24 protein-coding genes are annotated in these 25882 nt (G+C 54.9%); 13 read left to right on the top strand and 11 right to left on the bottom strand.

The genetic code is table 11. From position 1 onward, the window contains the following. Positions 1–4: 4 nt before the first annotated feature. From FNY10_RS02935 to FNY10_RS02925, 3 genes are read right to left on the bottom strand one after another with little or no spacing between them, the layout of a single operon-like run. The gene (locus FNY10_RS02935) at positions 5–1381 is read right to left on the bottom strand and encodes an MFS transporter (protein WP_227699340.1); all 1377 of its coding nucleotides are present in this window, start codon (positions 1379–1381) and stop codon (positions 5–7) included. A gap of 31 nt (positions 1382–1412) precedes the next feature. Beyond that, complete coding sequence (locus FNY10_RS02930; RefSeq protein ID WP_141965041.1) at positions 1413–2294, bottom strand: polysaccharide deacetylase family protein; 882 nt, start codon at positions 2292–2294, stop codon at positions 1413–1415. A gap of 12 nt (positions 2295–2306) precedes the next feature. Next, entirely contained in the window at positions 2307–3704 is a 1398-nt protein-coding gene (locus tag FNY10_RS02925; protein WP_141965042.1) for an amidase family protein, read from the bottom strand. Between the two features lie 321 nt (positions 3705–4025). On the opposite strand from FNY10_RS02925, the gene FNY10_RS02920 reads away from it, so the two are divergent. Further along, positions 4026–5036, top strand: a complete 1011-nt coding sequence (locus FNY10_RS02920) for a GntR family transcriptional regulator (protein WP_141965043.1) — start codon at positions 4026–4028, stop codon at positions 5034–5036. 87 nt (positions 5037–5123) lie between these two features. Here the strand turns inward: FNY10_RS02920 and FNY10_RS02915 are convergent, their stop codons facing one another. Next, the gene (locus tag FNY10_RS02915; RefSeq protein ID WP_100684036.1) at positions 5124–6716 is read right to left on the bottom strand and encodes an ABC-F family ATPase; all 1593 of its coding nucleotides are present in this window, start codon (positions 6714–6716) and stop codon (positions 5124–5126) included. A gap of 178 nt (positions 6717–6894) precedes the next feature. Here FNY10_RS02915 and FNY10_RS02910 point away from each other — a divergent pair, with 178 nt between their 5' ends. Next, entirely contained in the window at positions 6895–7677 is a 783-nt protein-coding gene (locus tag FNY10_RS02910; protein ID WP_160701942.1) for a tyrosine-protein phosphatase, read from the top strand. 200 nt (positions 7678–7877) lie between these two features. Next, positions 7878–8792, top strand: a complete 915-nt coding sequence (gene ldtB, locus FNY10_RS02905; protein WP_100684038.1) for a L,D-transpeptidase — start codon at positions 7878–7880, stop codon at positions 8790–8792. 47 nt (positions 8793–8839) lie between these two features. Here ldtB and FNY10_RS02900 read toward each other — a convergent pair whose 3' ends face one another. The 5 genes from FNY10_RS02900 to mntR form a co-directional block, all read right to left on the bottom strand. Further along, on the bottom strand, positions 8840–9556 hold the full coding sequence (locus FNY10_RS02900; protein WP_160701944.1) for a GntR family transcriptional regulator: 717 nt from the start codon (positions 9554–9556) through the stop codon (positions 8840–8842). Between the two features lie 80 nt (positions 9557–9636). Further along, on the bottom strand, positions 9637–11013 hold the full coding sequence (locus FNY10_RS02895) for a glycoside hydrolase family 1 protein (RefSeq protein WP_141965045.1): 1377 nt from the start codon (positions 11011–11013) through the stop codon (positions 9637–9639). 153 nt (positions 11014–11166) lie between these two features. After that, entirely contained in the window at positions 11167–12207 is a 1041-nt protein-coding gene (locus tag FNY10_RS02890) for an aldo/keto reductase (RefSeq protein ID WP_131047727.1), read from the bottom strand. A 107-nt stretch (positions 12208–12314) separates the two neighbouring features. Then, a complete protein-coding gene (locus FNY10_RS02885) occupies positions 12315–13427 on the bottom strand; it encodes an SLC13 family permease (protein ID WP_160701946.1) in 1113 nt (370 codons plus the stop codon). Then, positions 13424–13897, bottom strand: coding sequence for a manganese-binding transcriptional regulator MntR (gene mntR, locus FNY10_RS02880; RefSeq protein ID WP_100684043.1), 474 nt, complete (start codon positions 13895–13897; stop codon positions 13424–13426). Before mntR ends, FNY10_RS02885 begins: the two co-directional genes overlap by 4 nt. Before the next feature lie 181 nt (positions 13898–14078). Between mntR and mntS the strand changes: the two genes are divergently transcribed. Both mntS and FNY10_RS02870 read left to right on the top strand, forming a co-directional pair. Further along, positions 14079–14204, top strand: a complete 126-nt coding sequence (gene mntS, locus FNY10_RS02875) for a manganase accumulation protein MntS (RefSeq protein WP_100684044.1) — start codon at positions 14079–14081, stop codon at positions 14202–14204. A gap of 269 nt (positions 14205–14473) precedes the next feature. Beyond that, complete coding sequence (locus FNY10_RS02870) at positions 14474–16051, top strand: phosphoethanolamine transferase (RefSeq protein WP_131047725.1); 1578 nt, start codon at positions 14474–14476, stop codon at positions 16049–16051. A 104-nt stretch (positions 16052–16155) separates the two neighbouring features. On the opposite strand, the gene ompX is transcribed toward FNY10_RS02870, so the two are convergent. Further along, positions 16156–16665 (bottom strand): outer membrane protein OmpX, encoded by a 510-nt coding sequence (ompX, locus tag FNY10_RS02865; protein ID WP_100684046.1) that lies wholly within the window; start codon positions 16663–16665, stop codon positions 16156–16158. 353 nt (positions 16666–17018) lie between these two features. On the opposite strand from ompX, the gene rhtA reads away from it, so the two are divergent. From rhtA to ybiO, 6 genes are all read left to right on the top strand, one after another. Further along, positions 17019–17906, top strand: a complete 888-nt coding sequence (gene rhtA / locus FNY10_RS02860; protein ID WP_131047724.1) for a threonine/homoserine exporter RhtA — start codon at positions 17019–17021, stop codon at positions 17904–17906. 249 nt (positions 17907–18155) lie between these two features. After that, complete coding sequence (gene dps, locus FNY10_RS02855) at positions 18156–18659, top strand: DNA starvation/stationary phase protection protein Dps (protein ID WP_131047723.1); 504 nt, start codon at positions 18156–18158, stop codon at positions 18657–18659. 414 nt (positions 18660–19073) lie between these two features. Further along, positions 19074–19820, top strand: a complete 747-nt coding sequence (gene glnH, locus FNY10_RS02850) for a glutamine ABC transporter substrate-binding protein GlnH (protein WP_100684048.1) — start codon at positions 19074–19076, stop codon at positions 19818–19820. A 150-nt stretch (positions 19821–19970) separates the two neighbouring features. Next, positions 19971–20630: a glutamine ABC transporter permease GlnP gene (gene glnP / locus FNY10_RS02845; protein ID WP_100684049.1), complete on the top strand. Its 660-nt coding sequence runs from the start codon at positions 19971–19973 to the stop codon at positions 20628–20630. Then, the gene (glnQ, locus tag FNY10_RS02840; RefSeq protein WP_004859814.1) at positions 20627–21349 is read left to right on the top strand and encodes a glutamine ABC transporter ATP-binding protein GlnQ; all 723 of its coding nucleotides are present in this window, start codon (positions 20627–20629) and stop codon (positions 21347–21349) included. The genes glnP and glnQ overlap by 4 nt, the downstream gene beginning before the upstream one ends. A gap of 116 nt (positions 21350–21465) precedes the next feature. After that, complete coding sequence (gene ybiO, locus FNY10_RS02835) at positions 21466–23673, top strand: mechanosensitive channel protein (RefSeq protein WP_160701948.1); 2208 nt, start codon at positions 21466–21468, stop codon at positions 23671–23673. A 47-nt stretch (positions 23674–23720) separates the two neighbouring features. On the opposite strand, the gene rlmF is transcribed toward ybiO, so the two are convergent. Further along, on the bottom strand, positions 23721–24641 hold the full coding sequence (rlmF, locus tag FNY10_RS02830; protein ID WP_131047721.1) for a 23S rRNA (adenine(1618)-N(6))-methyltransferase RlmF: 921 nt from the start codon (positions 24639–24641) through the stop codon (positions 23721–23723). Between the two features lie 95 nt (positions 24642–24736). Between rlmF and FNY10_RS02825 the strand changes: the two genes are divergently transcribed. Both FNY10_RS02825 and FNY10_RS02820 read left to right on the top strand, forming a co-directional pair. Further along, positions 24737–25351, top strand: coding sequence for a flavin reductase family protein (locus tag FNY10_RS02825; RefSeq protein ID WP_100684051.1), 615 nt, complete (start codon positions 24737–24739; stop codon positions 25349–25351). A 156-nt stretch (positions 25352–25507) separates the two neighbouring features. Further along, positions 25508–25762 carry a DUF1471 domain-containing protein gene (locus tag FNY10_RS02820; protein ID WP_100684052.1) on the top strand — a complete coding sequence of 85 codons (255 nt, stop codon included), beginning with the start codon at positions 25508–25510 and terminating at the stop codon, positions 25760–25762. Positions 25763–25882: the final 120 nt, after the last annotated feature.

The raw sequence follows: 25882 nt of genomic DNA, 5'->3' as shown, positions 1-25882 counted from the left end.
CTCCTTAAACCCGCGACTGCGTTGAGGTCACCACCGTTTTCACATCAACGCCGTTATGCGTCGTCGTGCGGGCAAGCAGAATGATGATGCCGGAAACGAAGCACGGAATGGCGCCAAACCATAGCGCTGCCTCCTGCCAGTGACCGCCGCTGCTGAGTACGCTGGTCGTACCAATACCCGCGATAATCGCGCCGACCGGCCCCATCGCGGCAACCAACGCACCGGCAGTGGCGCGAATTGCGGTCGGGAAGCTCTCACTGATAAAGAACAGGGCCGCCGCGTATGGGCCAATCAGGAAAAACAGCCCGATACTGTAGAGCGCTACGATGGTGGCAAAATTATCCGGGCAGTAGAGCATGCCAGCAAAAGATATGCCGCCGAGCATCCAGCCCGCAGCAATGGTATTGCGGCGTCCGATCCGATCGCCGAGCCAGCCGTGTGCCAGGTAGCCGCAGTAGCCCACCAGATTCGAGAGGATCAGAATCAGCAGAGAGTTATTAAAAGAGATATCGTGGGTTTTGGTGATGACGGTCGTGCCAAGGACGCTGAAAATCTGGATGGCAAACCAGTTAATCAGCACCGCAGCGCCGAGTACCAGGGTTGAACGCAGCGACGAGCCGCGAAAGGCTGCGCTCAGACCCGCCCGATGATGCTCTTCATAAGAGACCTGATAATCTTCTGCCACCTGACGCGCATCTTTCTCATTGCCTTGCTCACGCAGTTGCCTAATCTTCTTTTGCACCTGAAACTGCGGCGTTTCTTTCAGCTTCAGAGCAAGCACAGCGATAACCAACGAAGGCAGCGCAGCGAAAATAAAACTGCCCCGCCAGCCGATAACAGGCATCAGAATCGCGGTCAGTGCTGAGGCAACGAGGGCCCCCACCGGCCAGCCGCCCTGAACAAGGCTATAAACAAATCCTTTGCGCTTGTTGAGTTTCGGATCATCAATCGCGTTATACAGCTCAGACAGATAGGTGGCATTGACGGTTTGCTCGGCGTAACCGAGACCCGCGACAGAGCGAATCGCCGTCAGAGCACCTTTCCCCCAGGCACCGCCCACCGCCGTCAGCAACGAGCAGATGGCAGCGCCGCCAACGGTGATGACGATCCCCATACGACGGCCAAGGCGATCGACCAGAGGCCCTATCGCCAGTGCAATAACCGCACCGCCAACGGCAACCCAGGTAGCAATCTCCGACTGCTCAACCTCGCTCCAGTTAAAATGGCTACCAATTTCCGGCAGCAGTGTGCCAAAAAGGATGAAATCATAGACTGCAAAAACCCAGGCAAAAAAAGCGATCCAGGTGGCAAATTTCACATCCCTGATAGTCAACTGCTGCGGCTGCCAGCCATTTACGGAGATCTTTTTAAACGTGCTCATAGTGCTATCACTCAGTCAGGGGTTAAGGGGATTATGCCGAACGCGGTTTGCGCTGCTTAAAATCGTCGGCAATCTCGTCAAAAGTCACAAAACGAACGCCTTCATGGCTACGGATGTATTGAATTAAGCGTTCCAGCATTAACAACACCTGCGGACGCCCGGAAACATCGGGGTGAATAGTCATGGCAAATACCGCATAGTCATTTTCGCGATACACCCAGTCGAACTGGTCGCGCCACATCTCTTCCAGATGGCGGGGATTGACGAAGCCATGACTGTTTGGCGACTTTTTGATGAACATCATGGGAGGCAGATCATCGAGATACCAGTTAGCAGGGATCTCAATCAGATCCGTTTCCTCGCCGCGCTGCAGTGGTTTCATCCAGGCATCGGGATGCTGGCTATAGTCGATTTTGGTCCAGCTATCACCTACACGAACGTAGTACGGATGGAAATCGTTATGCATCAGGCTGTGGTCATACTTGATGCCTTTTTTCAGCAACAGCTCATTTGTCACGTTGCTGAATTCCCACCAGGGAGCGACATACCCGGTGGGGCGCTTACCGGAAAGTTGGCTTACCAGCTCAATACTGCGATCCAGTACCGTCTCCTCCTGCGCAGGCGTCATCGCGATCGGGTTTTCATGGCTATAGCCGTGGATGCCGATTTCATGACCGGCATCCACTACCGCTTTCATCTGTTCAGGAAAGGTTTCAATGGAATGACCAGGGATAAACCAGGTCGTACGCAATTTCTGCTCAGCAAACATTTTCAGCAGGCGCGGCGTCCCGACTTCCCCGGCAAACAAACCGCGAGAAATATCATCGGGAGAATCTTCACCGCCATATGAACCCAACCAACCAGCGACGGCATCAACGTCCACACCAAATGCACAAAGTATTTCTTTGGCCATAGTTCAGTTCCTTCAGGGTTGTACTGCAGAGAAATCCGCGCCAGCAGCGCGGCGCGGAGCAAGAACATTGGCTACCGCACTGGCAGCCATCAGGAGCCGGCGATCTTCGCCAGCGGGTAATGAGAAAAGCAGACTGGTGTACAGCGCGTCAGTATCCGTACCGGCAGGAAACGCCACGCCGGGCATATCCAGTAAGCTACCCGGCATAGTTAAACGCAGCGTTGCGATATTGGTTTTGGCAAATGCCGTTGCATCAGCAATTAATGGCTGATAAAGGGGGGCAACATGCGCCACTGTCGGTGTAACCAGAATGGCACCATCCAGTTCAGCGGCCATGGCGCACTGCCAGGCGGATCGTTGCTGTAAAAAGTCATCAAGAAGCGAGGGGCTAAGCTGTCCGGAGTCCTCTAAGCGCCGCCGAATGAAAGGGTCCATTTTTTCAGCCGCGGGAGAATTCAGCAGATCGGCATGCAGTCGGAAAGCTTCAATCGCCCCAGGCCATCCATGTTCGGCAATCCATGCCAGAGCCCGATGAAAGGAGTGAACGGGACGAAAGTCTACCGTAAAGCCGCTTGCCGCAAGCAAGGCCAGGCAGCGGTAGCCCTTTTCCCGCACCGCCGCATCGGCGCTATCGAGCAGCACGGGATCGGCGATAAAACGTGGCGTACTGAAAGCCTCATCGGTTGTGCCACACAGGATAACATCGAGCTCACGCGCGTCCCGGACGCTTCGGCATAGTGGGCCCAGCGTATCCAACGACGCAGCCAGGGGAAATACCCCGCTGTCGGTGTAGCGATGGCGGCTTGCGCGATAGCCAATAACACCGTTAAACGCCGCCGGTATCCGAATTGAACCTGCCGTATCGGTGCCTATAGCAAAACAGGCCAATCCTGCGGAAACCGCGCAAGCAGACCCGCTTGATGAGCCACCGGGAACATGTTCTGTTGACCGCCTGGAGCAGACCACTGGTGTACCGAATAGCGGGTTAATCCCTAGCCCGGAAAAAGCGAACTCGCTCAAATTAGTTTTACCCATATTCACCATACCGGCCTGGGTTAACCGGATGACCATCCCGGCGTCTTCACTGGCCTCTGGCACCTGCAAACGCGTCGCAGAACCAGCGGTCGTTCTGGTACCAGCGAGATCGAACAGATCCTTCCAGACAACAGGAATACCGTCTAAGGCACTCAGAGGTCTTCCCTGCCGCCAACGTAATGTCGATGCGGCCGCCTCTTCGCGTGCACGCTCATGGGTAAGCGTGATGAAAATGTTGCTGCTCCGCTCAGCAGCAGCCAGGCAGACCTCGATAAAGGCCGACGGCGTGAGACTGCCCTGGCAAAACAGTGCAGCAATATCGCAGGCATCAAGCTGACCCAACTGAAACTGGTAACGAATATTCTCAGCGTTCATACGCCACCCTTAAATGTACATTTTCAATTAATGTTCATTTAAAGATTAGCAATACCAATGCCATAAATTCGAATTAAAAGTAATGAAATTGTGATCTTAGTGTTTAATATTTTATTTTTTATAAATTTATCAATATTTTAAAAAAATAAAATTCATGTACGCAAAAAGTGAGCCTCACACAGCAATCCTCTTTCTTTAAATGTATATTTAAATCAATGATCCGTTATTGGGCAGACTGCACTATAGTAGTGCCAGTACATACGGCAGTTTGCCCTCCATCAGGATGTGATAATGTGTCGTGACTGGAACAGGACTGACAAAATGATCATGCGGACAAACAGTACACACAAGGCAGCGGAAGATACTGGCTCATCGCGCTACGAAGTCATTCGGCATGTTTTACATAACTTATTGATACAGAAAAAAATACCTCAGGGTCTGGTATTACTGGAAGGACCACTGGCGCAACTGTTTGGCACCAGTCGGGTGCCGGTTCGCCGGGCGCTAAGCCTGTTACATGAAGAAGGCCTGATTGCGCGTTTTGAAGGGCGGGGTTTTATCGTGGCGCAGGATGCCGAAGAGATAGAACCTCTGCGCATTGCTCTCACGCGTGAACTGCTGGGGCTGGATGAACAGGAAGAGCTGGTAGATACACGTAGCTCTGGCGAAAAAGTGCTGGAAAATCTCCAGATTGTCCTCTCCACGGCCATGATATTTGGCTGCTATCAGGTTGATGAGCAAAAAGCGGCACAGCATTACAATATCAGCCGTTCAGTGATCCGCGAGAGCCTGATGCGGCTTCGTGACAAAGGTCTGGTGGAAAAAGAGCCTTATTCTCAATGGCTAACCGGCCCGTTGACCGCCCGCGAAATCGCCGATCATTTTGAAATTCGAGCAAATCTGGAACCCGCTGCATTACGTAAGGCAGGGAAGCACCTTTCTCCAGAATGGTTGACGGCGGCGCTGGCAAGAACCCAGAAATGCAAAGGCAGACGGCTATCGCCGGCGGAACTGGAAATGCTGGAAGAAGATTTGCACGTACGCTGTCTTGAACCTGCGGGTAATAAGCTGATGATGCAGATACTGCGTCAGAATCAGTCCCCCTTTATCGTCACCCGCATTTTTTACGATCTGCTGGCGATCCCCGTGGAAACAGCCATGCTGGAAGAGCATTGTCTGGTATACGAAATGCTATTGAAAGGCAACCAGGAGCTGGCGGCCGCGTGTCTGTGCGATCATCTGGAATGCGCCCAACAGCGAACTTTACAGCGCCTTAAAGTCCTGTCGGTATTACCTGTACCAACGCTACCTGCATTTATGGAGGCACGATAAGTCTGTCTTGCCATTGCGGCCAGGAGATTTCCTCTCTTTAACGGGACTACAGGGCCCGTTCAGCCCTGTAGTCCACGTCAGGAAAGGTTATTCGATACCTTTGCTACGCAGGTAATCTTCGTAGTTACCGCTGAAGTCGATCACGCGCTCAGGGGTAATTTCGATCACCCGGGTCGCCAGGGAGCTGACGAACTCACGGTCGTGGGAAACGAAGATCAGGGTCCCCTGATACATCTCCAGCGCCATGTTCAGCGATTCGATCGATTCCATATCCAGGTGGTTAGTCGGTTCATCCATGACCAGGATGTTCGGTTTTTGCATCATCAGCTTACCGAACAGCATGCGGCCTTTCTCGCCACCGGACAGCACTTTTGCCGGCTTTTTGATATCGTCCTGGCTAAACAGCAGACGACCGAGGATGCTGCGCACCGCCTGCTCGTCATCGCCGTCCTGCTTCCACTGGCTCATCCAGTCGAAGACGGTCAGATCGTTTTCAAATTCGTATTCGTGATCCTGCGCGTAGTAGCCAATCTGCGCGTTTTCAGACCATTTTACGCTGCCGCTGGTCGGTTCCAGTTCACCTACCAGGGTTTTCAGCAGCGTGGATTTACCCACGCCGTTGATCCCGAGCACGGCAAGCTTCTCGCCCACTTCCAGCAGAAGATTGATCCCTTTGAACAGCGGACCATTGTCAAAACCTTTCGCCAGCGCTTCCACTTCCAGCGCATTACGGAACAGCTTCTTATCCTGTTCAAAACGGATGAACGGGTTCTGACGGCTGGAGGCTTTCACTTCATCCAGCTTAATTTTGTCAATCTGGCGGGCGCGTGAGGTCGCCTGGCGCGATTTTGAGGCGTTGGCGCTAAAGCGGCTGACGAAGGATTGCAGGTCGGCGATTTGCGCTTTTTTCTTGGCGTTGTCGGCCAGCAGGCGTTCGCGCGCCTGGGTCGCGGCGGTCATATATTCGTCGTAGTTGCCGGCATACACGCGCAGTTCGCCGTAGTCGAGATCGGCCATATGGGTGCAAACCATGTTCAGGAAGTGACGGTCGTGCGAGATAATAATCATGGTGCTGTCACGTTCGTTCAGCACCTGCTCCAGCCAGCGAATGGTATCGATGTCCAGGTTGTTCGTCGGTTCATCGAGCAGCAGAATATCGGGGTTGGAAAACAGCGCCTGCGCCAGCAGTACACGCAGCTTCCAGCCTGGCGCCACTTCGCTCATCGGGCCGTAATGCTGTTCAACCGGGATCCCGACGCCAAGCAGCAGTTCACCGGCGCGTGCTTCGGCAGAATAGCCGTCCATTTCACCGTAAGTGACTTCCAGGTCGGCCACTTTATAGCCGTCTTCTTCGCTCATTTCCGCCAAGGAATAGATGCGATCGCGCTCCTGTTTCACTTCCCACAGCTCGCCGTGGCCCATAATGACCGTATCCAGCACGGTGAATTCTTCAAAGGCGAACTGATCCTGACGCAGTTTACCGATACGTTCGTTGGGATCGAGAGAGACGTTACCCAACGTCGGCTCAAGATCGCCGCCGAGGATCTTCATAAAGGTGGATTTACCGCTACCGTTAGCGCCAATCAGGCCGTAACGGTTGCCGCCGCCAAATTTGACGGAGATGTTTTCGAACAGCGGCTTACTGCCAAACTGCATGGTGACGTTGCTGGATACTAGCACGGGGTTATCCTGAAAAAAGAGAATGAGAAGTGTGATACATCGGGCATTATGCCAGCAAAGCCATCACTTTTCACGGTTTGCAATAAAATCGCAGGCAGCGCCTGTGGTACGGTCTCTCTTATCGTGCGCGATTCATTTACCCGATACATGATTTTTTCCCTTAATCTGGAAGGAACCTATGACGACATACTCTCGCCATCCGGCATTCTTATCGCTTCAGGGCGGTATCAACTTTCGCGACCTCGGCGGCCTGCACACCGCCGACGGTCGCCGCGTGCGCCAGGGGAAACTGCTGCGCTCCGGTTCGTTACACCAGATGACCGATCAAGATCTGAGCCATCTCGACACTCTGCCGGTGACCCGGGTCATTGATTATCGCGATCCGCACGAAGTCCAGCGCAGCCCCGACAGGCTCAATGAACGGATGCGTTATCTCAATGCGCCCGCTAATCCTCTGACGCCAGACGTCGATGCCAAAGTCACGGAGCTGAATGCCGCGACGCTCAATACCATGAACGGCGAGAAGTTTATGCTGCAGCTTTATCGTCAGTTGCCCTTTAACAACGCCGCCTATCGCCAGCTTGCCGGTTGGCTGATGCAGCCTGTTGACGGCGCGCTGTTGCAGCACTGCGCGGTAGGCAAAGACCGTACCGGCGTCGGCTGCGCGCTGGCGCTGTTCGCCCTTGGCTGCGACACGCCGACGGTGATGGAGGAGTATCTCCTCACCCACGGCATGCTAAACCAGGTCGAAACCGGGATCCTCAGCCTGCTCGGCAATGAACTGAGCCCCCGCGGACGGCAGAACCTGGCAGAAATTCTGACGGTACATGAGTCGTACCTCGCGGCGGCGCTATCGGCGATTCACGACCGCTATTCCAGCGTGGATACATGGCTGGAACAGGAGTATCAGTTGACGCCAGAGGCGCGAGAAGCGCTGCGCTCGCGGTTTCTCGAGGGGTAATGCCGCCTTTTTCCCGCCACGATTTGCCGCAGAAATGAAAAACGGCGGGCTACAGTTGAAACAACTGGCAAAAAAGTGTGATTTCGTACACATCTGATTTCCCTGTTGGATGGAATGCACATATAATGCGCTCCCATCTATTAGCTAAATCATCTGACAAAGGCCTTTGTGGCTTTGCCACTGCACACGACATGAAGAATATGAAAATATCGACACTCTTAGCGGCAGCCTTCGCCCTCGTCGGCTTTTGCAACACAGCATCCGCTGTCACTTATCCACTGCCAACCGACGGCAGTCGACTGATTGGTCAGAACCAGGTGATTACGGTTCCTGATAACAACAAGCAACCGCTGGAATATTTCGCGGCTAAATACCAGATGGGATTGTCCAACATGCTGGAAGCCAACCCGGGTGTGGATACCTATCTGCCGAAGGGCGGCACCGTGCTGAATATCCCGCAGCAGCTGATTCTGCCCGATACCGTGCATGAAGGTATTGTTATCAACAGCGCGGAAATGCGTCTTTACTACTACCCGAAAGGCACCAACACCGTTATCGTGCTGCCAATTGGTATCGGCCAGTTGGGCAAAGATACGCCGATCAAGTGGGTCACCAAGGTAGAACGTAAGAAAGCGGGTCCGACCTGGACGCCGACGGCGAAGATGCACGCGGAATACATCGCGGCGGGTAACCCGCTGCCGGCCGTCGTACCGGCGGGTCCTGACAACCCGATGGGCCTGTATGCGCTGTATATTGGTCGTCTGTATGCCATCCACGGCACCAACGCTAACTTCGGTATCGGTCTGCGCGTCAGCCACGGCTGCGTCCGTCTGCGTAACGATGACATCAAATTCCTGTTTGAAAATGTGCCGGTTGATACCCGCGTCGAGTTTATCGATGAGCCGGTGAAAGCGACCACCGAGCCGGACGGTAGCCGTTATGTCGAAGTACATAACCCGCTGTCCACCACCGAAGCACAGTTCCAGGGTGGTGAAATCGTACCGATTGCGCTGACCAAAGAAGTTCAGGCGGTCACCGGCCAGCCCGACGTCGATCAGACCGTTGTCGAGCAGGCTATCCAGAACCGTTCCGGTATGCCGGTTCGTCTGAACTAATCTTCTGACGTAACAGTATGAAAAGGCGGGCCCGGTGCCCGCCTTTTTTATCCGTTATTGACCAGGATAATGCCGCCATGATCGTAGCGATAGTGGCAGCGGGCATACTCCAGCGGCGTCCCGTCTTCCAGATAGATAACCTGCTCGACTTCCAGCACCGGGTCGCTCTCGCCGCAGTTCAGATGCTGCTGATCCAGCGCATCCGGCTTCATCGCCCGGACCACGCGATACGAGCCCATCAGCTTTCGCCCCAGCGTCTCCTGCACGTAACGAAACACCGAACTTTCCAGATGGGTTTTATTAAGCCCCGGCACCAGCGCCACGGGCATCACCGTCATATCCAGCGAGACCGGCTCGCCATTGAGCACCCGCAGGCGGATAAAGTCATAGACCGGGGCATCGGCGTCGATAAGCAGCGAGGCTTGCTCCTTTTCCGTGGCAAAGCGCGGTTCAAAGCGGATCACCTGGCTGGTCACCTCCCCCAGATGCTCCCAGGTTTTGGTGGCGCCGAAGTAATCGCTACCCGGCAGTTCCCACTGCGAGAGCTGCAGAAAGTTCTTGCGCACGAAGGTGCCCTGCCCTTTGCGGGTATAGATAAGCCCCTCGACAATCAGCTGGCGCATCGCCTGCTGGATGGTCATCCTGCTGGTGTTAAATTCCGCCGCCAGCGCAAACTGGTCGGGTAACGGGGCGCTGGCGAGATACTGCTGGCTGATAATTCGTTTTTTGATTTCCCGCGCGATCGCAAGATACTTCGCCGTCATTCCCCGTCCTTTTATTAATGATGTTCTCTGGAAGTGTTCTGTTGCCCAAACGCTGGCGGGCCTGAGAACAGATAGCCCCGCTACAGCGCGTCACCATTGCTGTGGATAGCCTGTTTTAACCAGGCGTAGCTTTTCTTCGGCACGCGCTTAAGGTCTTTCAGATCGTGGTTTTCGCGATTCACATACACCACACCGTAGCGCTTGCGCATATCGCCCTGAGAGCTAAGGATATCAATCAATCCCCAGCCCAGGTAGCCCATCACCTGCGCGCCATCGGTAAATATCGCCTCTTTCATGGCGTTGATATGATCGCGATGATAGGCAATACGATAATCATCGGCCACCGGCGTCTCACCATCCCATGACTCAATCACGCCAATGCCGTTTTCAATCGGGAATACCGGCAAACGCCAGTCGTTGTAGTAGCGCGTGATAATCATACGGAAACCGAGCGGGTCAATCTGCCAGTTCCATTCCGTTGCTTTCAACCAGCGATTCGCTTTATCACCGAACAGCATATAGTTGTTCACCGGCGTATCAGGCGGCACAGGATCGCTGTCCAGGGTCCGGCTGGCATAGTAGCTGAAGGCCAGATAGTCGACTTTTACCGTCGCCATCAGCGCCAGATCCTCTTCCCGGTAGATCTCGCTAAAACCTTCCCGCGCCACGAAGTGCATGACTTCCGGGCTGTAGCCTTCTCCGGCAAATGCGCGCAGCAGATTCTGGTTAAAGAACTCATCCAGTTGCTGAGCACAGAGAATATCGCGCGGCTTGCAGGTCGCCGGATAGACCAGCGCGTGCGCCAGCATACCGCCCATTAAACACTGCGGTTTCACCTGATGCAGATAGTGGGTCAGGTGCACGTGGGCCATCATCACGTGGTGCTGGATCTGGTACAGCTCGCGCAAGGTTTTCTCACCGCGCAGATAGCCCGTAATAAGGAACGCCTCCGGCATATGGTAGAGATTCTGCTCGTTGAAGGTCAGCCAGTACTTCACCTTGTCGCCGTAGCAGGCAATCATCTTCTGGCCGTAACGAATAAAAGCGTCCATCACGCGACGATCGGTGAAACCGTTATAGCGTTCCGCCAGCGAAAGCGGCATATCGAAATGATACAGGCAGATCATCGGCTCAATACCGCGGGCGAGCAGTTCATCAATAAACTGGTGATAGAAGGCGATCCCCTGTTCATTAAATTCGCCGTCGCCCAGCGGACATACCCGGCTCCAGGCAATCTGGAAACGATAGCAGTTCATCCCCAGATCCTGCATCAGGTCGAAATCTTCCCGATAGCGATGGTAAGAGTCCGTCGCGACTTTCCAGTCGGAGGCGAATTCCGCGGGTTCGCGAACATCGTACACCGACATCCCCTTCCCCCCTTCATTCCAGGCCCCTTCCGTCTGCATGCTGGAAACCGAGTTCCCCCACAAAAAGTCCGCCGGTAGTGCATTGTTCATCTCTCGCCCCTTTATGACTAGTCATTTATATTTCATGACTAGTCATATAAACAGTATTCCCTTCCCAGGCAAAACAAAGGATCGTTTTTTGTGAGCGCAGCAAATAAAAAAGCCGGATCGGGGGCGCCGATCCGGCCAGACAACGTACGGTGTTTATTGCCGGGCGAGCTGATCGCGGCGATATTCGCCCTGGCGCTCAAGCATCCAGCCGGGGTATTCGCGCGGCAGGGCGCTGACCGCATCCAGCTGGGCCAGCTCCTCTTCGCTCAGGTGAATATCGACGGCGGCGAGGTTGTCCGCCAGCTGCGCGGGATGTTTTGCGCCGATAATCACGCTGCTGACCGCCGGCTGATGCAGCAGCCAGGCAAGAGCAATCTGGGCGACCGAAACACCTTTCGCCTGCGCGATGACGCGCATAACATCGATGCAGTCGAAGGCGCGATCTTTATTTACCGGCGGGAAATCAAACGTCTGGCGGCGGCCACCTTCAGCGCTCTGACCATCGCGATCGTACTTCCCGCTCAGCAAACCGCCGGCCAGCGGACTCCAGACCATCAAACCGACCCCTTCACTCTGCATCATCGGGATCAGTTCACGCTCCAGATCGCGCCCGGCGATGGTGTAGTAAGCCTGCAGGGAGGCAAAGCGCGACAGCCCCAGGCGCGCGGAAATCCCCAGCGCTTTTGCGATTTGCCAGGCCGCCCAGTTTGACACGCCGATATAGCGAACATGCCCTTGCTGCACCAGGTTATCCAGCGCGTAGAGCGTCTCCTCAATGGGCGTTGCCGGATCGAAACCGTGGAGCTGATAAAGATCGATATGATCGAGCTGCAGCCGTCGCAGACTCTCTTTGACGCTTCCCATGATGTGAAAGCGCGAACTGCCGCGGGAGTTGACGCCGGCCGTACCGGTTTCGCCAAAGGCTTTGGTGGCGACCACCACGTTCTCGCGCGGAACCTTCAGGTTTTTTAGCGCCTGGCCGGTTAACATTTCCGCCCGGCCCTCAGAATAGACATCGGCGGTGTCGATAAAGTTAATGCCCGCATCCAGCGCACTGCCCACCAGCTGTTCGGCCTCCGTCTGGCGCAGCTGACCAATTTTCCCCCACATGCCGCCTTCGCCGCCAAAGGTCATGGTGCCCAGGCACAGTCGGGAGACAAACAGACCGGTGTTTCCGAGTTTTTGATAACGCATTGGACTCTCCTCATCAGGATATTAAACCTCAGCGTTAACGTTATACGCCCGCGGCGAAGCGGGCGAATGGGGTGATTCTGTCTGTTCCTTGCCCAATCCTCCGAAAATCAGGCGATGAATAGCAATAATGCGTAACCAACCGCCCCCGCCCACAGCAACAGCGGCAGAGAGTAAAGATGGAAACGCCACCAGATGCGGCGATCTGACGCCATACGCAGCGCGATTAAATTGGCCAGCGAACCGGGAAGCAGGCCAAAGCCGCCAACGTTGACCGCCCAGGCCAGCAGCGTCGAAGGAGGGACATAGTTGAGCAGCAGAATGGTGGCCGGTACGTTGCTGATAAACTGCGACAGGCCAATCGTCGACAGCCACAAGCCGCTAGCAGAAAGCTGGCCGACGCCGCTTAGCACCTGATGCAGCGCGGGAAGCTGCGTCAACAGATGAACATCGATAAACATCACCATAAAGACCAGCAGCAGCGACCAGTCAACATGGATAATCACCGCTCGCGCCAGCAGCAGAAAACCGAGAATAATCAGCCCCAGGCCCCACAGTTCAAGCTTCATTTCTAAGGCCGTCAGGAATATCAGATAAAACGCCAGACAGCTCCACACCAGCTTCGGCTGCCACGATGGCGCCCGATCCGCGCTTTGAAAGGACAGGCGGGTGGCGGAGAAACAGCACCAGCACAGCGCCAGCAGCGTCAGCATCATTGCCGCCGCCAGCGGCAGCATTTGCCCGATAAACCCAAGGAAGCTAAGCCCGGATCGCCCCCACAGCAGGATATTTTGTGGATTGCCGATAGGTGTTAACAAAGATCCGGCGTTGACCGCCAGCGCCTCGAAAATAATCAGCCGGTTAACCGGTATCGCGCACCACTTTTTCAACGTCAGCGTGAGCGGTACGACGATAAACAGCGCCACATCATTGGTCAGGAACGTCGAGAGCAGCGCCGCCGCAAGGACCATAAAAATGGCCAGCTGGCGCTCGGTGGCAAACCGCCGCGCCATTTTGCGGCCGAGCACATCAAAGTAGCCGCTCAGCTCAATCCCTTTGGTCAGCAGCATCAAACCGCTCAGGGTGATAATGGTGTGCCAGTCGATAGCCTGAGGCCAGCTTTTTGGCGCAAACGGGACAAAGAAACTTAAACCGCAGGCGATGATCAGGAGTAAATGCAGAAAACGATCGCGAGCCAGAGACTGGATAAACGGAAGATTCATTCTCCTTGCCGCCCATATTTAACAGTGAACTGATTAAATGCCGCCAGGGTCTCTTCACTGACGTGATGTTCCATCCCTTCCGCATCGCGGCGGGCTATCTCCGGACTCACGCCCAGAACCAGTAAGAAATTCTCGACGATCTGATGGCGTTCGCGGCTCTCATGCGCCAGCTTCTCGCCTTCCGGGGTTAAAAAGACCCCGCGCCACGGGATCTGCTCAATCAAGCCGACGCTGGCCAGGCGTTTTAACATTTTGGCCACCGTTGGCTGGGAGACCCCCAGACGCGCGGCCATATCAACCTGACGCGCCTCTCCCACTTCGCGAATCAGATCTGAAATCAGTTCAACGTAGTCGTCAATCAGCTCCCGACGGTGGGCTTCGCGCACCTGACGAAACCCTTCAACGTGCTCTTCAACATTAACAAGCTGCGTCACTTTTTTTGTTATAGGTCTACCCGCGCGACGGTTCATTGTGCTTCCTCATACGTGTGACGCCTCAAGCATCATCTCAAAAGAGCCCCATTGTAAATGATTGGGCCCGTAGCACAAAAAATTAACGTTTTAGCCATAGCTATAAAATATAGCCTGTGCTATATCTGTATGTAATGCAGACATCCTTCAAGGAGCGAAGGGCGAAATTACAGGAGGTCCCATGAACGAATTCAAGAGGTGCTTACGCGTGTTTACTCATTCCCCTTTTCAAGTCCGTTTAATGCTAATTAACATGCTGTGCGACATGATAAACGGCAAGAATCGCCAGGAAAAACCCCATCACTAAATGCGGCGTCGCGGTACGCCGCTTCATTTTTTTGTCATAATCCCCTGTCAAACTGACCCGTTTCCCCGCACTCTCGCCGCTTTTTTCAAGTTTTGTAAGCTTTCTCTCAAAACAATCCGTTATGTCCGGTTGACCTTATCATTTGCAAGCCCTATCTTTTGTCAGCCCTGCCACTACTGCGGCTCGCAGAGACCCTCTTCAGGCACTGTCCAGCAGGTTTTACCCCTTGATGCCAGGGGATGCACATGGCGTCTTTTTGATTAATAACTATGAATGTCACCCTGAAAGAAACGCTGGTCGCTCGCGGATTAGTCCCTAACCCGTGGACAGGATTTTATTTTCTCCAGTCTCTGCTGATTAACCTCGCACTCGGCTATGAATTGAGTCTGCTCTATACCGTCGCATTTACATGCGTGCTACATCTGCTGTGGCGTCATGCCCCGCGGATGCAAAAAGTCGTGGTGGGAGGCTACTCGCTGCTTGCCGCCTTGTATTACCCGTTTGGCCAGGCGTATGGCGCCCCCAACTTCAACACGCTGCTGGCGCTGCATGCCACCAACGTCGAAGAGTCCACGGAAATTCTGACTATCTTTCCCTGGTACAACTACCTGCTGGCGGTCTTTATTTTTGCGCTCGGCGTGATTGCCGTGCGTCGCAAACCGGAAGAGCGTAAGCCGTGGAGCAAAATGGAGATCCTTGGGCTGCTGTTCAGCATCGGCATCTTCTTTCTGCAGCCGGTGCAGAATCTGGCGTGGGGCGGCGTCTTCAAAGTGATTGATACCGGCTATCCCGCCTTCCGTTTCGTGAAAGACGTGGTGGTCAACAATAAGGAAGTGCTGGACGAGCAGGCGCGCATGACGCAACTGGCCAATATGAAAGACAGCTGGCATGTGCTGGCGGTCAAACCCAAATATCAGCTTTACGTCGTGGTCATCGGAGAGAGCGCGCGCCGCGATGCGCTCGGGGCGTTTGGCGGCCAGTGGGACAACACCCCGTTCGCCAGCTCGGTTAACGGCTATCTGTTTAATGACTACATTTCCGCCAGCGGTTCGACGCAAAAATCACTCGGCTTAACGCTCAACCGGGTAGTGGACGGCAAACCGCAATATCAGGATAACTTCGTCACGCTGGCGAACCGCGCCGGCTTCCAGACCTGGTGGTTTTCCAATCAGGGGCAGATTGGCGAATACGATACGGCGATAGCCAGCATCGCAAAGCGTGCGGATGAGGTGCAGTTCCTCAAGAATGGCGATTTTGAGGCCAACAAAAATACGCAGGATGAGCAGTTGTTGAAGCTCACCGAGCAGGTGCTCTCCGTGCAGCGGACCCAGCCGCAGCTGATCGTCCTGCATCTGATGGGATCTCACCCGCAGGCCTGCGATCGTACCAAAGGGAAATATACCGTCTTTGTGCAATCAAAAGAGACGTCCTGTTATCTCTACAGCATGACGCAAACCGATACCCTGCTGAGCAAGCTCTATCATCAGCTGCAGAATTCGGGTGAAAGCTTCTCGATGACCTATTTTTCCGATCACGGTCTGGCCTTTAAAGAACGCGGTAAAGAGGTTCAGTACCTGGCGCACGATGATAAGTACCAGCAGAATTTCCAGGTGCCGTTTATGGTGCTGTCCAGCGATGATAAAGCGCATAAAGTGATTAAAGCACGGCGCTCCGCCAACGATTTCCTCGGGTTCTTCTCGCAGTGGACCGGGATCAGCGCCACCGAGATTAAGCCTCGCTACCGCTTCATCTCCGAACAAGCTGCCGGGCCGACCTATATCACCAACTTCCAGCTACAGAAAGTGGACTATACCCATCTGGGTAGCGATCTGTTCACGACCCAGTAGCAGGGCCCGCCGCCGGAAAGCCCGGCGGCAAATCGGCGAACGCCGCGCATTTCAGGCAAAAAAAATCCGCCCTGTCAGGCGGATTTTTTATATCACCGAAGTGATTAGAAGCTGTAACCAACGCCAGCGATCCAGGTGCCAACGTCAACGTTACGAATACGAGACTGCTCGTAGGAGAAGTCCAGAGCAACGTTTTGGATCGGGTTGAACTGCATACCTGCACCGTAGGAGAAACCGTAGTCGCTCATGTCGTGCTTGTTCGGGAAGCTGTTGTCCTGGAATTTACCGTGACCAACGCCCACTACGCCGTAGATGCTAGCCCAGTCGTTCAGACGGTAAGCCGGACCTGCGGTGATGCCGTAGTACTGGCCTTTCTGGTATACGCCAGCTTCAGTACGATCTTTTTCGGTGTAGGTGAAAGAACCGATAACACCCAGCGGGCTATTGTCTTGCTCGTAACGGTACTTCAGGTTGAAACCGCCAGCTTTGTTAGCTTCACCCTGCATGTCGCTCTGAGCATAACCACCGGTAACGGTAGAAGTTGCAGCGAAAGCGGTACCTACGGATGCAGCCAGAACAACGGCCAGTGCTGAAAAACGTGCAATTTTATTCATAACCACCTCAAATGTGTTTCTAATAAGTCCTAAGTCTTAAATATATCAAAAACTTTCAGGAAACTCTTTTGACTTTACACTGTCTAACATACCTTTTCATGTAACTAAAAGTTTCCATATTTCTGTAACAAACTGGAAAACAAACGCTTTTGGCGAACACCCTACTATTAAGGCCGATAAGGCCCCGCTCGTGCATCCAGATTAATCCTAATCAACCGGTTAATTTCTCTTCTCGTCTCGCCGCATTGTACGCTTCCGGTACGCGTTTTTTTCAACAATAGATAAACCGTAGCCAGCTAATTCATTTACACTGGAAGTTTTACCGCACTTGACAAACCCTGACAGGAGAAAGGATGCCCGGCTCGTCCCGCAAAATACCGGCATGGCTGCCGACGCTGGTTGTTTTAATCGCCATGGTCTCTATTCAGAGCGGCGCATCGCTGGCGAAATCGCTGTTCCCGCTCGTCGGCGCCCCCGGGGTGACCGCTCTGCGCCTGGCGTTAGGCACCTTGATTCTGGTTATCATCTTCAAGCCCTGGCGTCTGCGCTTTAGCGCAGAGCAGCGCCTGCCGCTCCTCTTATACGGTCTGACGTTGGGCGGCATGAACTATCTGTTTTACTTATCGATTCAGCGTATTCCGCTGGGAATTGCGGTGGCGCTGGAGTTTACCGGGCCGCTGGCGGTCGCGCTGTTCGGCTCGCGGCGTCCGCTCGATTTCGTCTGGGTCATTCTGGCCGTGCTCGGGCTGTGGTTCCTGCTGCCGCTGGGGCAAGACGTCGCGCAGGTTGATCTGACCGGCGCACTGCTGGCGCTGGGCGCCGGGAGCTGCTGGGCCGTCTATATTCTGACCGGCCAGCGGGCCGGGGAAGAACACGGTCCGGCAACGGTGGCGATGGGGTCGCTTATTGCCGCCGTCGTCTTTGTGCCGCTGGGCATGCTGCAGGCGACCGACACGCTGTTCCAGTGGTCGCTGCTGCCGCTGGGACTGGCCATCGCCATCCTCTCTACGGCGCTGCCTTACTCGCTGGAAATGATTGCCCTCACCCGTATGCCCACCCGCACATTCGGCACCCTGATGAGCATGGAGCCGGCGCTCGCTGCGCTATCGGGCATGATATTTCTTGGGGAGATGCTGACCTTTACGCAAACTCTGGCGCTCGGAGCGATTATCCTCGCCTCGATGGGCTCGACGCTGACGATGCATCGGGCAAGCAAAATCGAAAAAGTGGATATCAGCTAGCTGACGTTACCGGTTCTGCACGCTGGTCTCGCCCCGTGCAGAACCGCGCTCCCACGCTGGCTTTTTACGCAATTTCACGCGTTTTTCAAAATAGCCAACGCCCCCGCGCTATCAAACCGATAGGGACTACCACCCTCTTCATACTCCAATCCATTGCTATACTTAGTGCCATCAGTTACCGGGGACACGCGCTCCATTTAATTCACATTTGATGTATGACGAGTATAAATATCAAGAGGATATGAAACTATGGGTACCGCAAAACTGGTTAAAACGAAAGCATCCGATCTGCTCTATACCCGCAACGATGTTGCCGACAATGAGAAGAAAGCAACCGTCGAGCTGCTGAATCGTCAGGTGATCCAGTTCATTGACCTGTCGCTGATTACCAAGCAGGCTCACTGGAATATGCGCGGTGCCAATTTTATTGCCGTTCATGAAATGCTGGATGGCTTCCGCACCGCGCTGACCGACCACCTCGACACCATGGCGGAACGCGCTGTACAGCTGGGCGGCGTCGCGCTGGGCACCACTCAGGTGATCAACAGCAAAACTCCGCTAAAAAGCTACCCGCTGGATATTCACAACGTTCAGGATCACCTGAAAGAGTTGGCTGACCGTTACGCGATTGTGGCCAATGACGTGCGTAAAGCGATCGGCGAAGCAAAAGATGAAGACACCGCCGACATCTTTACCGCCGCCTCCCGCGATCTGGATAAATTCCTGTGGTTCATCGAAGCCAACATCGCATAATCCTGCTTCATCCCGCACTATCACCGTCAGCCTCGCTGGCGGTTTTTTTTCCGCTTACCCTGACCTCTGCCGCCTGATTTTTTCCTCGCTCCCCACCCGCACCATTTCAGTGCACAACAATGCACAAAATACGTACAAAAGTAAAACAATTGTAATAATCACCTCACACAATCGTTACATCGAGATTGTTTTACCATCAGTGTTTGCGTTAAAAATGCACTTGTTATTCGGCGTGTTTATGGCGCACCAGAATGACGCCCCAATGCGGTGCATTTATCGTGACCTGTAACCGAAACCGTGCAACAGGATAGACTTGGTCTGTTATAAAACAACAAGTTGTAAAACTGGCACGATTTTTTCATAGGGTTAAACGTTCTCGCAGGGGATCGTCCCGTGGATAAAAAAGGAAATGCTATGAAGTCTGTATTAAAAGTTTCACTGGCTGCACTGACCCTGGCTTTTGCGGTTTCTTCTCAGGCCGCTGAAAAACAACTGATTGTGGCGACCGATACGGCGTTTGTACCGTTTGAATTTAAGCAAGGTGATAAGTATGTCGGTTTTGATGTCGACCTGTGGGACGCCATCGCCAAAGAGTTAAAACTGAACTACACCCTGAAACCGATGGATTTCAGCGGCATCATCCCTGCCCTGCAAACGAAAAACATCGACCTCGCGCTGGCGGGGATTACCATTACTGAAGAGCGCAAGAAAGCGATCGAGTTCTCCGATGGCTACTATAAGAGCGGTCTGCTGGTGATGGTGAAAGCCAATAACAACGACATCAAAGATGTGAAGGACCTGAACGGTAAAGTCGTGGCAGTAAAAGGTGGTACCGGCTCCGTTGACTACGCGAAAGCCAATATCAAAACCAAAGACCTGCGTCAGTTCCCGAATATCGATAACGCCTATATGGAGCTGGGTACCGGTCGCGCTGACGCCGTTCTGCACGACACGCCAAACATCCTGTACTTCATCAAAACGGCCGGCCACGGTCAGTTTAAAGCGGTAGGGGAATCGCTGGAAGCGCAAAACTACGGTATCGCCTTCCCGAAAGGCAGCGACGAACTGCGCGAAAAAGTGAACGGCGCGCTGAAAACGCTGCGTGAAAACGGCACCTACAACGAAATTTACAAAAAATGGTTCGGTACTGAGCCAAAATAATAATCAGAGTTGATCGCTTACAGGTCTGCTGAATTCTGCTCACCCGGACAGGACCCCTGGCCACCATCCGGGTAGCACCTTGCCGCAGACCTGAGTCACTTTTTCTCAGAGGCGCGCCTCTGTTTTTCGACACGGTAACAGGAACGAATTATGCAGTTTGACTGGAGTGCCATCTGGCCTGCCATTCCAATTTTGCTGGAAGGCGCCAAAATGACGCTGTGGATTTCCGTCCTCGGCCTGGCCGGCGGTCTGATAATCGGCCTCGTCGCCGGTTTCGCCCGCTGCTTTGGCGGCTGGATAGCGAACCACGTTGCGTTAGTCTTTATCGAGATCATTCGCGGAACCCCTATCGTGGTTCAGGTCATGTTTATCTACTTCGCTCTGCCGATGGCGTTCAATGATCTACGCATTGACCCCTTCTCGGCGGCGGTCGTGACCATCATGATCAACTCCGGCGCCTATATCGCAGAAATTACCCGCGGGGCGGTACTCTCCATTCACAAAGGCTTCCGTGAAGCCGGCCTGGCGCTTGGCCTGTCCCGTCGCGAAACTATCCGCCACGTGATTCTGCCGCTGGCGCTGCGTCGCATGCTGCCGCCGCTGGGTAACCAGTGGATAATCAGCATCAAAGATACCTCGCTCTTTATCGTCATCGGCGTCGCCGAACTGACCCGTCAGGGCCAGGAGATTATTGCCGGTAACTTCCGCGCGCTGGAAATCTGGAGCGCCGTTGCCGTGATTTATCTGATAATCACCCTGGTATTGAGCTTTATTCTGCGCCGTCTTGAAAGAAGGATGAAAATCCTGTGATTGAATTTAAAAATGTTTCCAAGCACTTTGGCCCGACCAAGGTGCTGCACGATATCGATCTGAAGATCAATAAAGGCGAAGTCGTGGTGATTATCGGGCCATCCGGCTCCGGGAAATCAACGCTGCTGCGCTGTATTAATAAACTCGAAGAGATCACCAGCGGCGAACTGATCGTCGATGGTCTGAAGGTTAATGACCCGAAAGTCGACGAGCGCCTGATCCGTCAGGAAGCCGGGATGGTGTTCCAGCAGTTCTATCTGTTCCCGCACCTGACGGCGCTGGAGAACGTCATGTTCGGGCCGCTGCGCGTGCGCGGCGCTAAAAAAGAGGCCGCCGAAAAACTGGCTAAAGATCTGCTGGAAAAAGTGGGGCTCGCCGAACGCGCGCACCACTACCCTTCCGAGCTCTCCGGCGGCCAGCAGCAGCGCGTAGCCATCGCTCGCGCCCTGGCGGTAAAGCCCAAAATGATGCTGTTTGACGAACCGACCTCGGCGCTGGATCCGGAACTGCGTCACGAAGTACTGAAAGTGATGCAGGATCTGGCGGAAGAAGGGATGACGATGGTCATCGTGACCCACGAGATCGGTTTTGCTGAAAAAGTGGCATCGCGACTGATCTTTATCGACAAAGGGCGTATCGCCGAAGATGGCGATCCGCAGGTACTGGTGAAAAACCCGCCGAGCCCGCGCCTGCGCGAGTTTCTGCAGCACGTTGCCTGATAACCCCAGGCTCCCCGCATGCGGGGAGCCGCTCTTGCTTTCCAGACACATCCCCCGCCGCCTCTCCCGCGATCAACTTCTATACTTAATGGTTTTGGAATGAGATGGAGGCGCCCGTGCCGTGGATCCTGTTACTGCTTGCAACGCTGTTTACCGCCCCGCTTTCAGCAGCGACGCTACCCGGCGTCCCGACCGCGACCGCTGAACAACCCGCCAGCAGTGAACCAGACCTTGAGAAAAAAAAGGCCGCCTATGCGGCGCTGGCTGACGTGCTGGAAAACGATGCCGCCCGCAAGGAGCTGATCGACCAGTTGCGCTCTGCCGCCGCCACACCGCCGCCGGCCAGCACGCCCAGGCTGGCGCCGCCGGAAGAGAAAGATGAACACACGGTACTGGAAAACGTCACCCAGGTGAGCCGCGAGTACGGTGAACGCTTTGCTTCGCGTTTTTCTCAGCTATGGCGCAATATCACCGCCTCGGCGCACAAGCCGTTCCATGCCGATACCTTTCGCAACGCCGCCGGCCATTTCCTGCTGCTGGCCGTACTGGTTTTCACCTTCTGGTGGCTGGTCCGCCTCGCCGCGCTGCCGCTGTATCGCAAAATGGGTCAGTGGGGGCGGCGTAAAAACCACGATCGCGGTAACTGGCTACAGCTTCCGGCCACCATCGCCGGCGCGTTTATCTGCGATCTGCTCCTGCTGGCGCTGACGCTGTTTGTTGGTCAGATGCTCAGCGATCGGTTTAACGGCGGAAACCGGACCATCGCCTTTCAACAAAGCCTGTTTCTGAATGCCTTCGCCCTCATCGAGTTTTTTAAAGCGATTCTGCGGCTGATTTTCTGCCCGCGGGTGGCGGACCTGAGGCCGTTTAACCTCAGCGATGAGAGCGCGAAGTACTGGAGCCTGCGCCTGAGCGCGCTGAGCAGTCTGATTGGCTACGGCCTGATTGTCGCAGTGCCGATTATCTCTAATCAGGTCAACGTCCAGGTCGGCGCACTGGCGAATGTGGTCATTATGCTGTGCATCACCCTCTGGGCGCTGTATCTGATTTTCCGTAATAAAACGCGGATTACCCAGGGATTGCTGCACCTGGCAGACCGCTCGCTGGCCTTCTTTAGCCTGTTTATCCGCGCCTTTGCGCTCATCTGGCACTGGCTGGCCTGCCTCTACTTTATCGTGCTGTTTTTCTTCTCCCTGTTCGACCCCGGCAACAGCCTGAAGTTTATGATGGGCGCCACGCTGCGCAGCCTGGCGATTATCGGCGCCGCCGCGCTGCTCTCCGGTATCCTGTCGCGCTGGATAGCAAAAACCATCACCCTGTCGCCGCAGACCCAGCGCAACTACCCTGAACTGCAAAAGCGGATGAACGGCTGGATCTCCGTCGCACTGAAAGTGGCGCGAATTTTAGTGGTCTGTGTGGCGATTATGCTGCTGATGAGCGCGTGGGGACTGTTTGATTTCTGGAACTGGATGCAAAACGGCGCCGGACAAAAAGCGGTGGATGTGCTGATTCGCATCGCGCTGATTCTGTTCTTCTCCGCCATCGGCTGGACGCTGCTCGCCAGCCTGATTGAAAACCGCCTGGCTTCGGATATTCACGGCCGCCCGCTACCGGGGGCCCGTGCCCGCACGCTGCTGACGTTATTCCGTAACGCGCTGGCGGTCATTATCAGCACCATCACGGCCATGATCCTGCTCTCCGAAGTGGGGGTGAACATTGCGCCGCTGCTGGCTGGCGCCGGTGCACTGGGGCTGGCCATCTCATTCGGCGCCCAGACGCTGGTAAAAGATATTATCACCGGCATTTTTATCCAGTTTGAAAACGGGATGAATACCGGCGACCTGGTGACCATCGGGCCGTTAACCGGCACGGTGGAACGGATGTCGATCCGTTCCGTCGGTGTGCGCCAGGATACCGGCGCGTATCATATTATCCCGTGGTCCTCGATTACCACCTTTGCGAACTTCGTGCGCGGCATTGGTTCAGTGGTTGCCAACTACGATGTCGACAGACAAGAAGATCTGGATAAAGCCGCTCAGGCGCTGAAAAATGCGGTTGCCGACGTGATGGACCAGCAGGAGATTCGCGGGCTGGTGATTGGCGAGCCGTCATTTGCCGGGCTTGTCGGCCTGAGCAATACGGCATTTACCCTGCGGGTCACCTTCACCACCCTGCCGCTGAAGCAGTGGACGGTACGCTATGCTCTCGATACCCAGGTGAAGAAACACTTCGACCTCGCCGGGATACGGGCGCCGGTGCAAACCTACCAGGTTCTGCCGGCGCCAGCGCCCACCGCCGCGCCACCCGCAGAACCGACGCTATAGCCACGGCAGAGCACATTCCAGGCGCACCTGACCGCCCACGTAGATCTTTAGCGCGCCAGCGGACGGCGGCGTTTAGCTTCATCCATGAAGGTCCAGGCGATAAAGCGACTCTGCTTCTGTCCCTGGGCCATCTCTTTTTTCACCACCTTCACCGCGCCGGCTTCGCTCAGCGCGCGATAAAGCGGCGGCAGATTATCGCCGCGCGACACCAGTGAGGTGAACCATTTCACCTGGCGAGCAAACTGCTGGCTTTCGCGGATCATCTGCGTAATGAACGCCACTTCTCCACCTTCGCACCACAGCTCCTGCTGTTGGCCGCCGAAGTTCATCACGCTATCCGCCCCCAGTCCCAGATTCCGACGCTTGCGCTCGCCGCCGGCCTGCGCGCTGGCAGCGGAGTCGTGAAACGGCGGGTTGCACAACGTCGCATCAAAACACTCGTTCTTATGAATAATGCCGCTAAAGATAGCTCCGTGCTCTTTCTGTCGACGCAGACGAATCTGGCGGCTGAGGCCCGGATTACCGTTAACGATCGCCTGCGCGCTGGCGATCGCTTGCGGACTAATTTCGCTGCCGGTAAAACGCCAGCCGTATTCATGCGCGCCAATCAGCGGATAGATTAAGTTTGCCCCGGTGCCAATATCCAGAATACTGGCATTTTCAGGAATGGTGCCGGTATCCAGCGCCAGCAGGTCGGCCAGGTGATGGATATAATCCGCTCTGCCCGGCACCGGCGGGCATAAGAAGCCGTCCGGAATATCCCAGTGTTTCACCGCGTAAAAGTGCGCCAGCAGCGCCTTATTCAGCGCCTTCACCGCCAGCGGGTTAGCAAAATCGATGGTCTGCTCGCCCACCGGATTAAGGGTGATAAAACCTTGCAGCTCAGGGTGAGCCTGGCATAGCGCGGGCAAATCATAACGTTGATGATGACGGTTACGCGGGTGTAACCCCGGTTTCTGGGCTTTCATGGCAATCTCCTTTGAACAGCCGCGTAAGATACCCGTTGACGGCGGCGCGGTAAATAAGGGAGTCTGGATATCTCTTATTCGGTTACGGGTGTTCTATGTATTTCTATCAACCTTCTCAGGGACATGGCCTGCCGCACGACCCGCTTAACGCGATTATCGGCCCACGCCCTATCGGCTGGATAGCCTCTCTGGACGCCGCGGGTCATCGTAATCTTGCCCCCTACAGCTTCTTTAACTGCTTTAACTATCGGCCGCCGATTATCGGTTTTGCCAGCAGCGGCTGGAAAGACAGTGTACAGAATATTGTCGAAACCAAAGAGTTTGTCTGGAATCTGGCCACCCGCCCTCTGGCTGAAGCGATGAACGAAACCTCCGCCAGCCTCCCCCGCGACGAAGATGAATTTGCCCGCGCCGGGCTGACTGCCGCCGCCAGCCGTATCGTCGCCGCCCCTCGGGTCGCGGAAAGCCCGGTCAACTTCGAATGTCGCCTCTCTCAATGTATTCGCCTGACCCGCGCCGATGGCGAGCCTGTCGACAGCTGGCTGGTGCTGGGGGAAGTGGTCGCGGTCCATATCGATGAGTCGTTGCTGGAAAATGGCGTCTATCAGACCGCTAAAGCCAGGCCGGTTCTCCGCGCCGGCGGGCCGAGCGCCTATTACACTATCGATGAAAATCTGCGTTTCGACCTGATCCGCCCGGACGCCCGTTAAGCCGTTTTTTTGTTCTGCCCGGCCCACGGCGCGCGCCTGGTCGGGCCATCGTTTATGCAAAAAAGATATTGTCTGGCTTCAGTTTTTTACCCTGTCTATCCTGGCGTAAAAGCCTAAACTTAAAGTATGTCCCATGCCGTTAATGAGGATATGCTCATGAAAAGAAATCTGCTGTTACTCACCGCAATCACCCTTGCCGCCACCTCTTTTATTGCCCAGGCCGCGCCGTCTCCCGTCGAGAGCGGTCCGCTACGCCCGGCAGGCACCGTCTCCGCATCTGGCGCCAGCAATCTGGATGACCTGCAGGCAAAACTGGCGGAAAAAGCCCATCAAAAAGGGGCGATTGCCTGGCGAATCAACTCCGCCGGCGGCGCGAATAAAATGTCCGGTACCGCCATTATCTATAAATAATCCACAGCGCTGAACGGGTCGGAACCCAAGGTGTTTCCGACCCTCATGGCCGACTGCGCCCTTTTATGTAACAAAAATGCAGCTCACGTAAAGAAATGTATTTATTTTTTTATCAATGAG

The organism is Klebsiella sp. Lac1, from assembly GCF_009825425.1.
In the GTDB taxonomy this organism is placed as follows: Bacteria; Pseudomonadota; Gammaproteobacteria; order Enterobacterales; family Enterobacteriaceae; genus Klebsiella; species Klebsiella electrica.
This window is presented reverse-complemented; position numbering and strand designations above follow the sequence as displayed.

Excerpts from the sequence above, each read along its gene's own strand:
- ompX (WP_100684046.1), bottom strand. The coding sequence starts at position 16,665 with ATGAATAAAATTGCACGTTTTTCAGCACTGGCCGTTGTTCTGGCTGCA.
- FNY10_RS02895 (WP_141965045.1), bottom strand. The coding sequence starts at position 11,013 with ATGAACAATGCACTACCGGCGGACTTTTTGTGGGGGAACTCGGTTTCC.
- FNY10_RS02820 (WP_100684052.1), top strand. The coding sequence starts at position 25,508 with ATGAAAAGAAATCTGCTGTTACTCACCGCAATCACCCTTGCCGCCACC.
- glnP (WP_100684049.1), top strand. The coding sequence starts at position 19,971 with ATGCAGTTTGACTGGAGTGCCATCTGGCCTGCCATTCCAATTTTGCTG.
- mntR (WP_100684043.1), bottom strand. The coding sequence starts at position 13,897 with ATGAACCGTCGCGCGGGTAGACCTATAACAAAAAAAGTGACGCAGCTT.
- dps (WP_131047723.1), top strand. The coding sequence starts at position 18,156 with ATGGGTACCGCAAAACTGGTTAAAACGAAAGCATCCGATCTGCTCTAT.
- FNY10_RS02925 (WP_141965042.1), bottom strand. The coding sequence starts at position 3,704 with ATGAACGCTGAGAATATTCGTTACCAGTTTCAGTTGGGTCAGCTTGAT.
- FNY10_RS02825 (WP_100684051.1), top strand. The coding sequence starts at position 24,737 with ATGTATTTCTATCAACCTTCTCAGGGACATGGCCTGCCGCACGACCCG.
- mntS (WP_100684044.1), top strand. The coding sequence starts at position 14,079 with ATGAACGAATTCAAGAGGTGCTTACGCGTGTTTACTCATTCCCCTTTT.
- FNY10_RS02935 (WP_227699340.1), bottom strand. The coding sequence starts at position 1,381 with ATGAGCACGTTTAAAAAGATCTCCGTAAATGGCTGGCAGCCGCAGCAG.
- ldtB (WP_100684038.1), top strand. The coding sequence starts at position 7,878 with ATGAAAATATCGACACTCTTAGCGGCAGCCTTCGCCCTCGTCGGCTTT.
- glnH (WP_100684048.1), top strand. The coding sequence starts at position 19,074 with ATGAAGTCTGTATTAAAAGTTTCACTGGCTGCACTGACCCTGGCTTTT.
- FNY10_RS02930 (WP_141965041.1), bottom strand. The coding sequence starts at position 2,294 with ATGGCCAAAGAAATACTTTGTGCATTTGGTGTGGACGTTGATGCCGTC.
- FNY10_RS02870 (WP_131047725.1), top strand. The coding sequence starts at position 14,474 with ATGAATGTCACCCTGAAAGAAACGCTGGTCGCTCGCGGATTAGTCCCT.
- rhtA (WP_131047724.1), top strand. The coding sequence starts at position 17,019 with ATGCCCGGCTCGTCCCGCAAAATACCGGCATGGCTGCCGACGCTGGTT.
- FNY10_RS02885 (WP_160701946.1), bottom strand. The coding sequence starts at position 13,427 with ATGAATCTTCCGTTTATCCAGTCTCTGGCTCGCGATCGTTTTCTGCAT.
- FNY10_RS02890 (WP_131047727.1), bottom strand. The coding sequence starts at position 12,207 with ATGCGTTATCAAAAACTCGGAAACACCGGTCTGTTTGTCTCCCGACTG.
- rlmF (WP_131047721.1), bottom strand. The coding sequence starts at position 24,641 with ATGAAAGCCCAGAAACCGGGGTTACACCCGCGTAACCGTCATCATCAA.
- FNY10_RS02910 (WP_160701942.1), top strand. The coding sequence starts at position 6,895 with ATGACGACATACTCTCGCCATCCGGCATTCTTATCGCTTCAGGGCGGT.
- FNY10_RS02900 (WP_160701944.1), bottom strand. The coding sequence starts at position 9,556 with ATGACGGCGAAGTATCTTGCGATCGCGCGGGAAATCAAAAAACGAATT.
- FNY10_RS02920 (WP_141965043.1), top strand. The coding sequence starts at position 4,026 with ATGATCATGCGGACAAACAGTACACACAAGGCAGCGGAAGATACTGGC.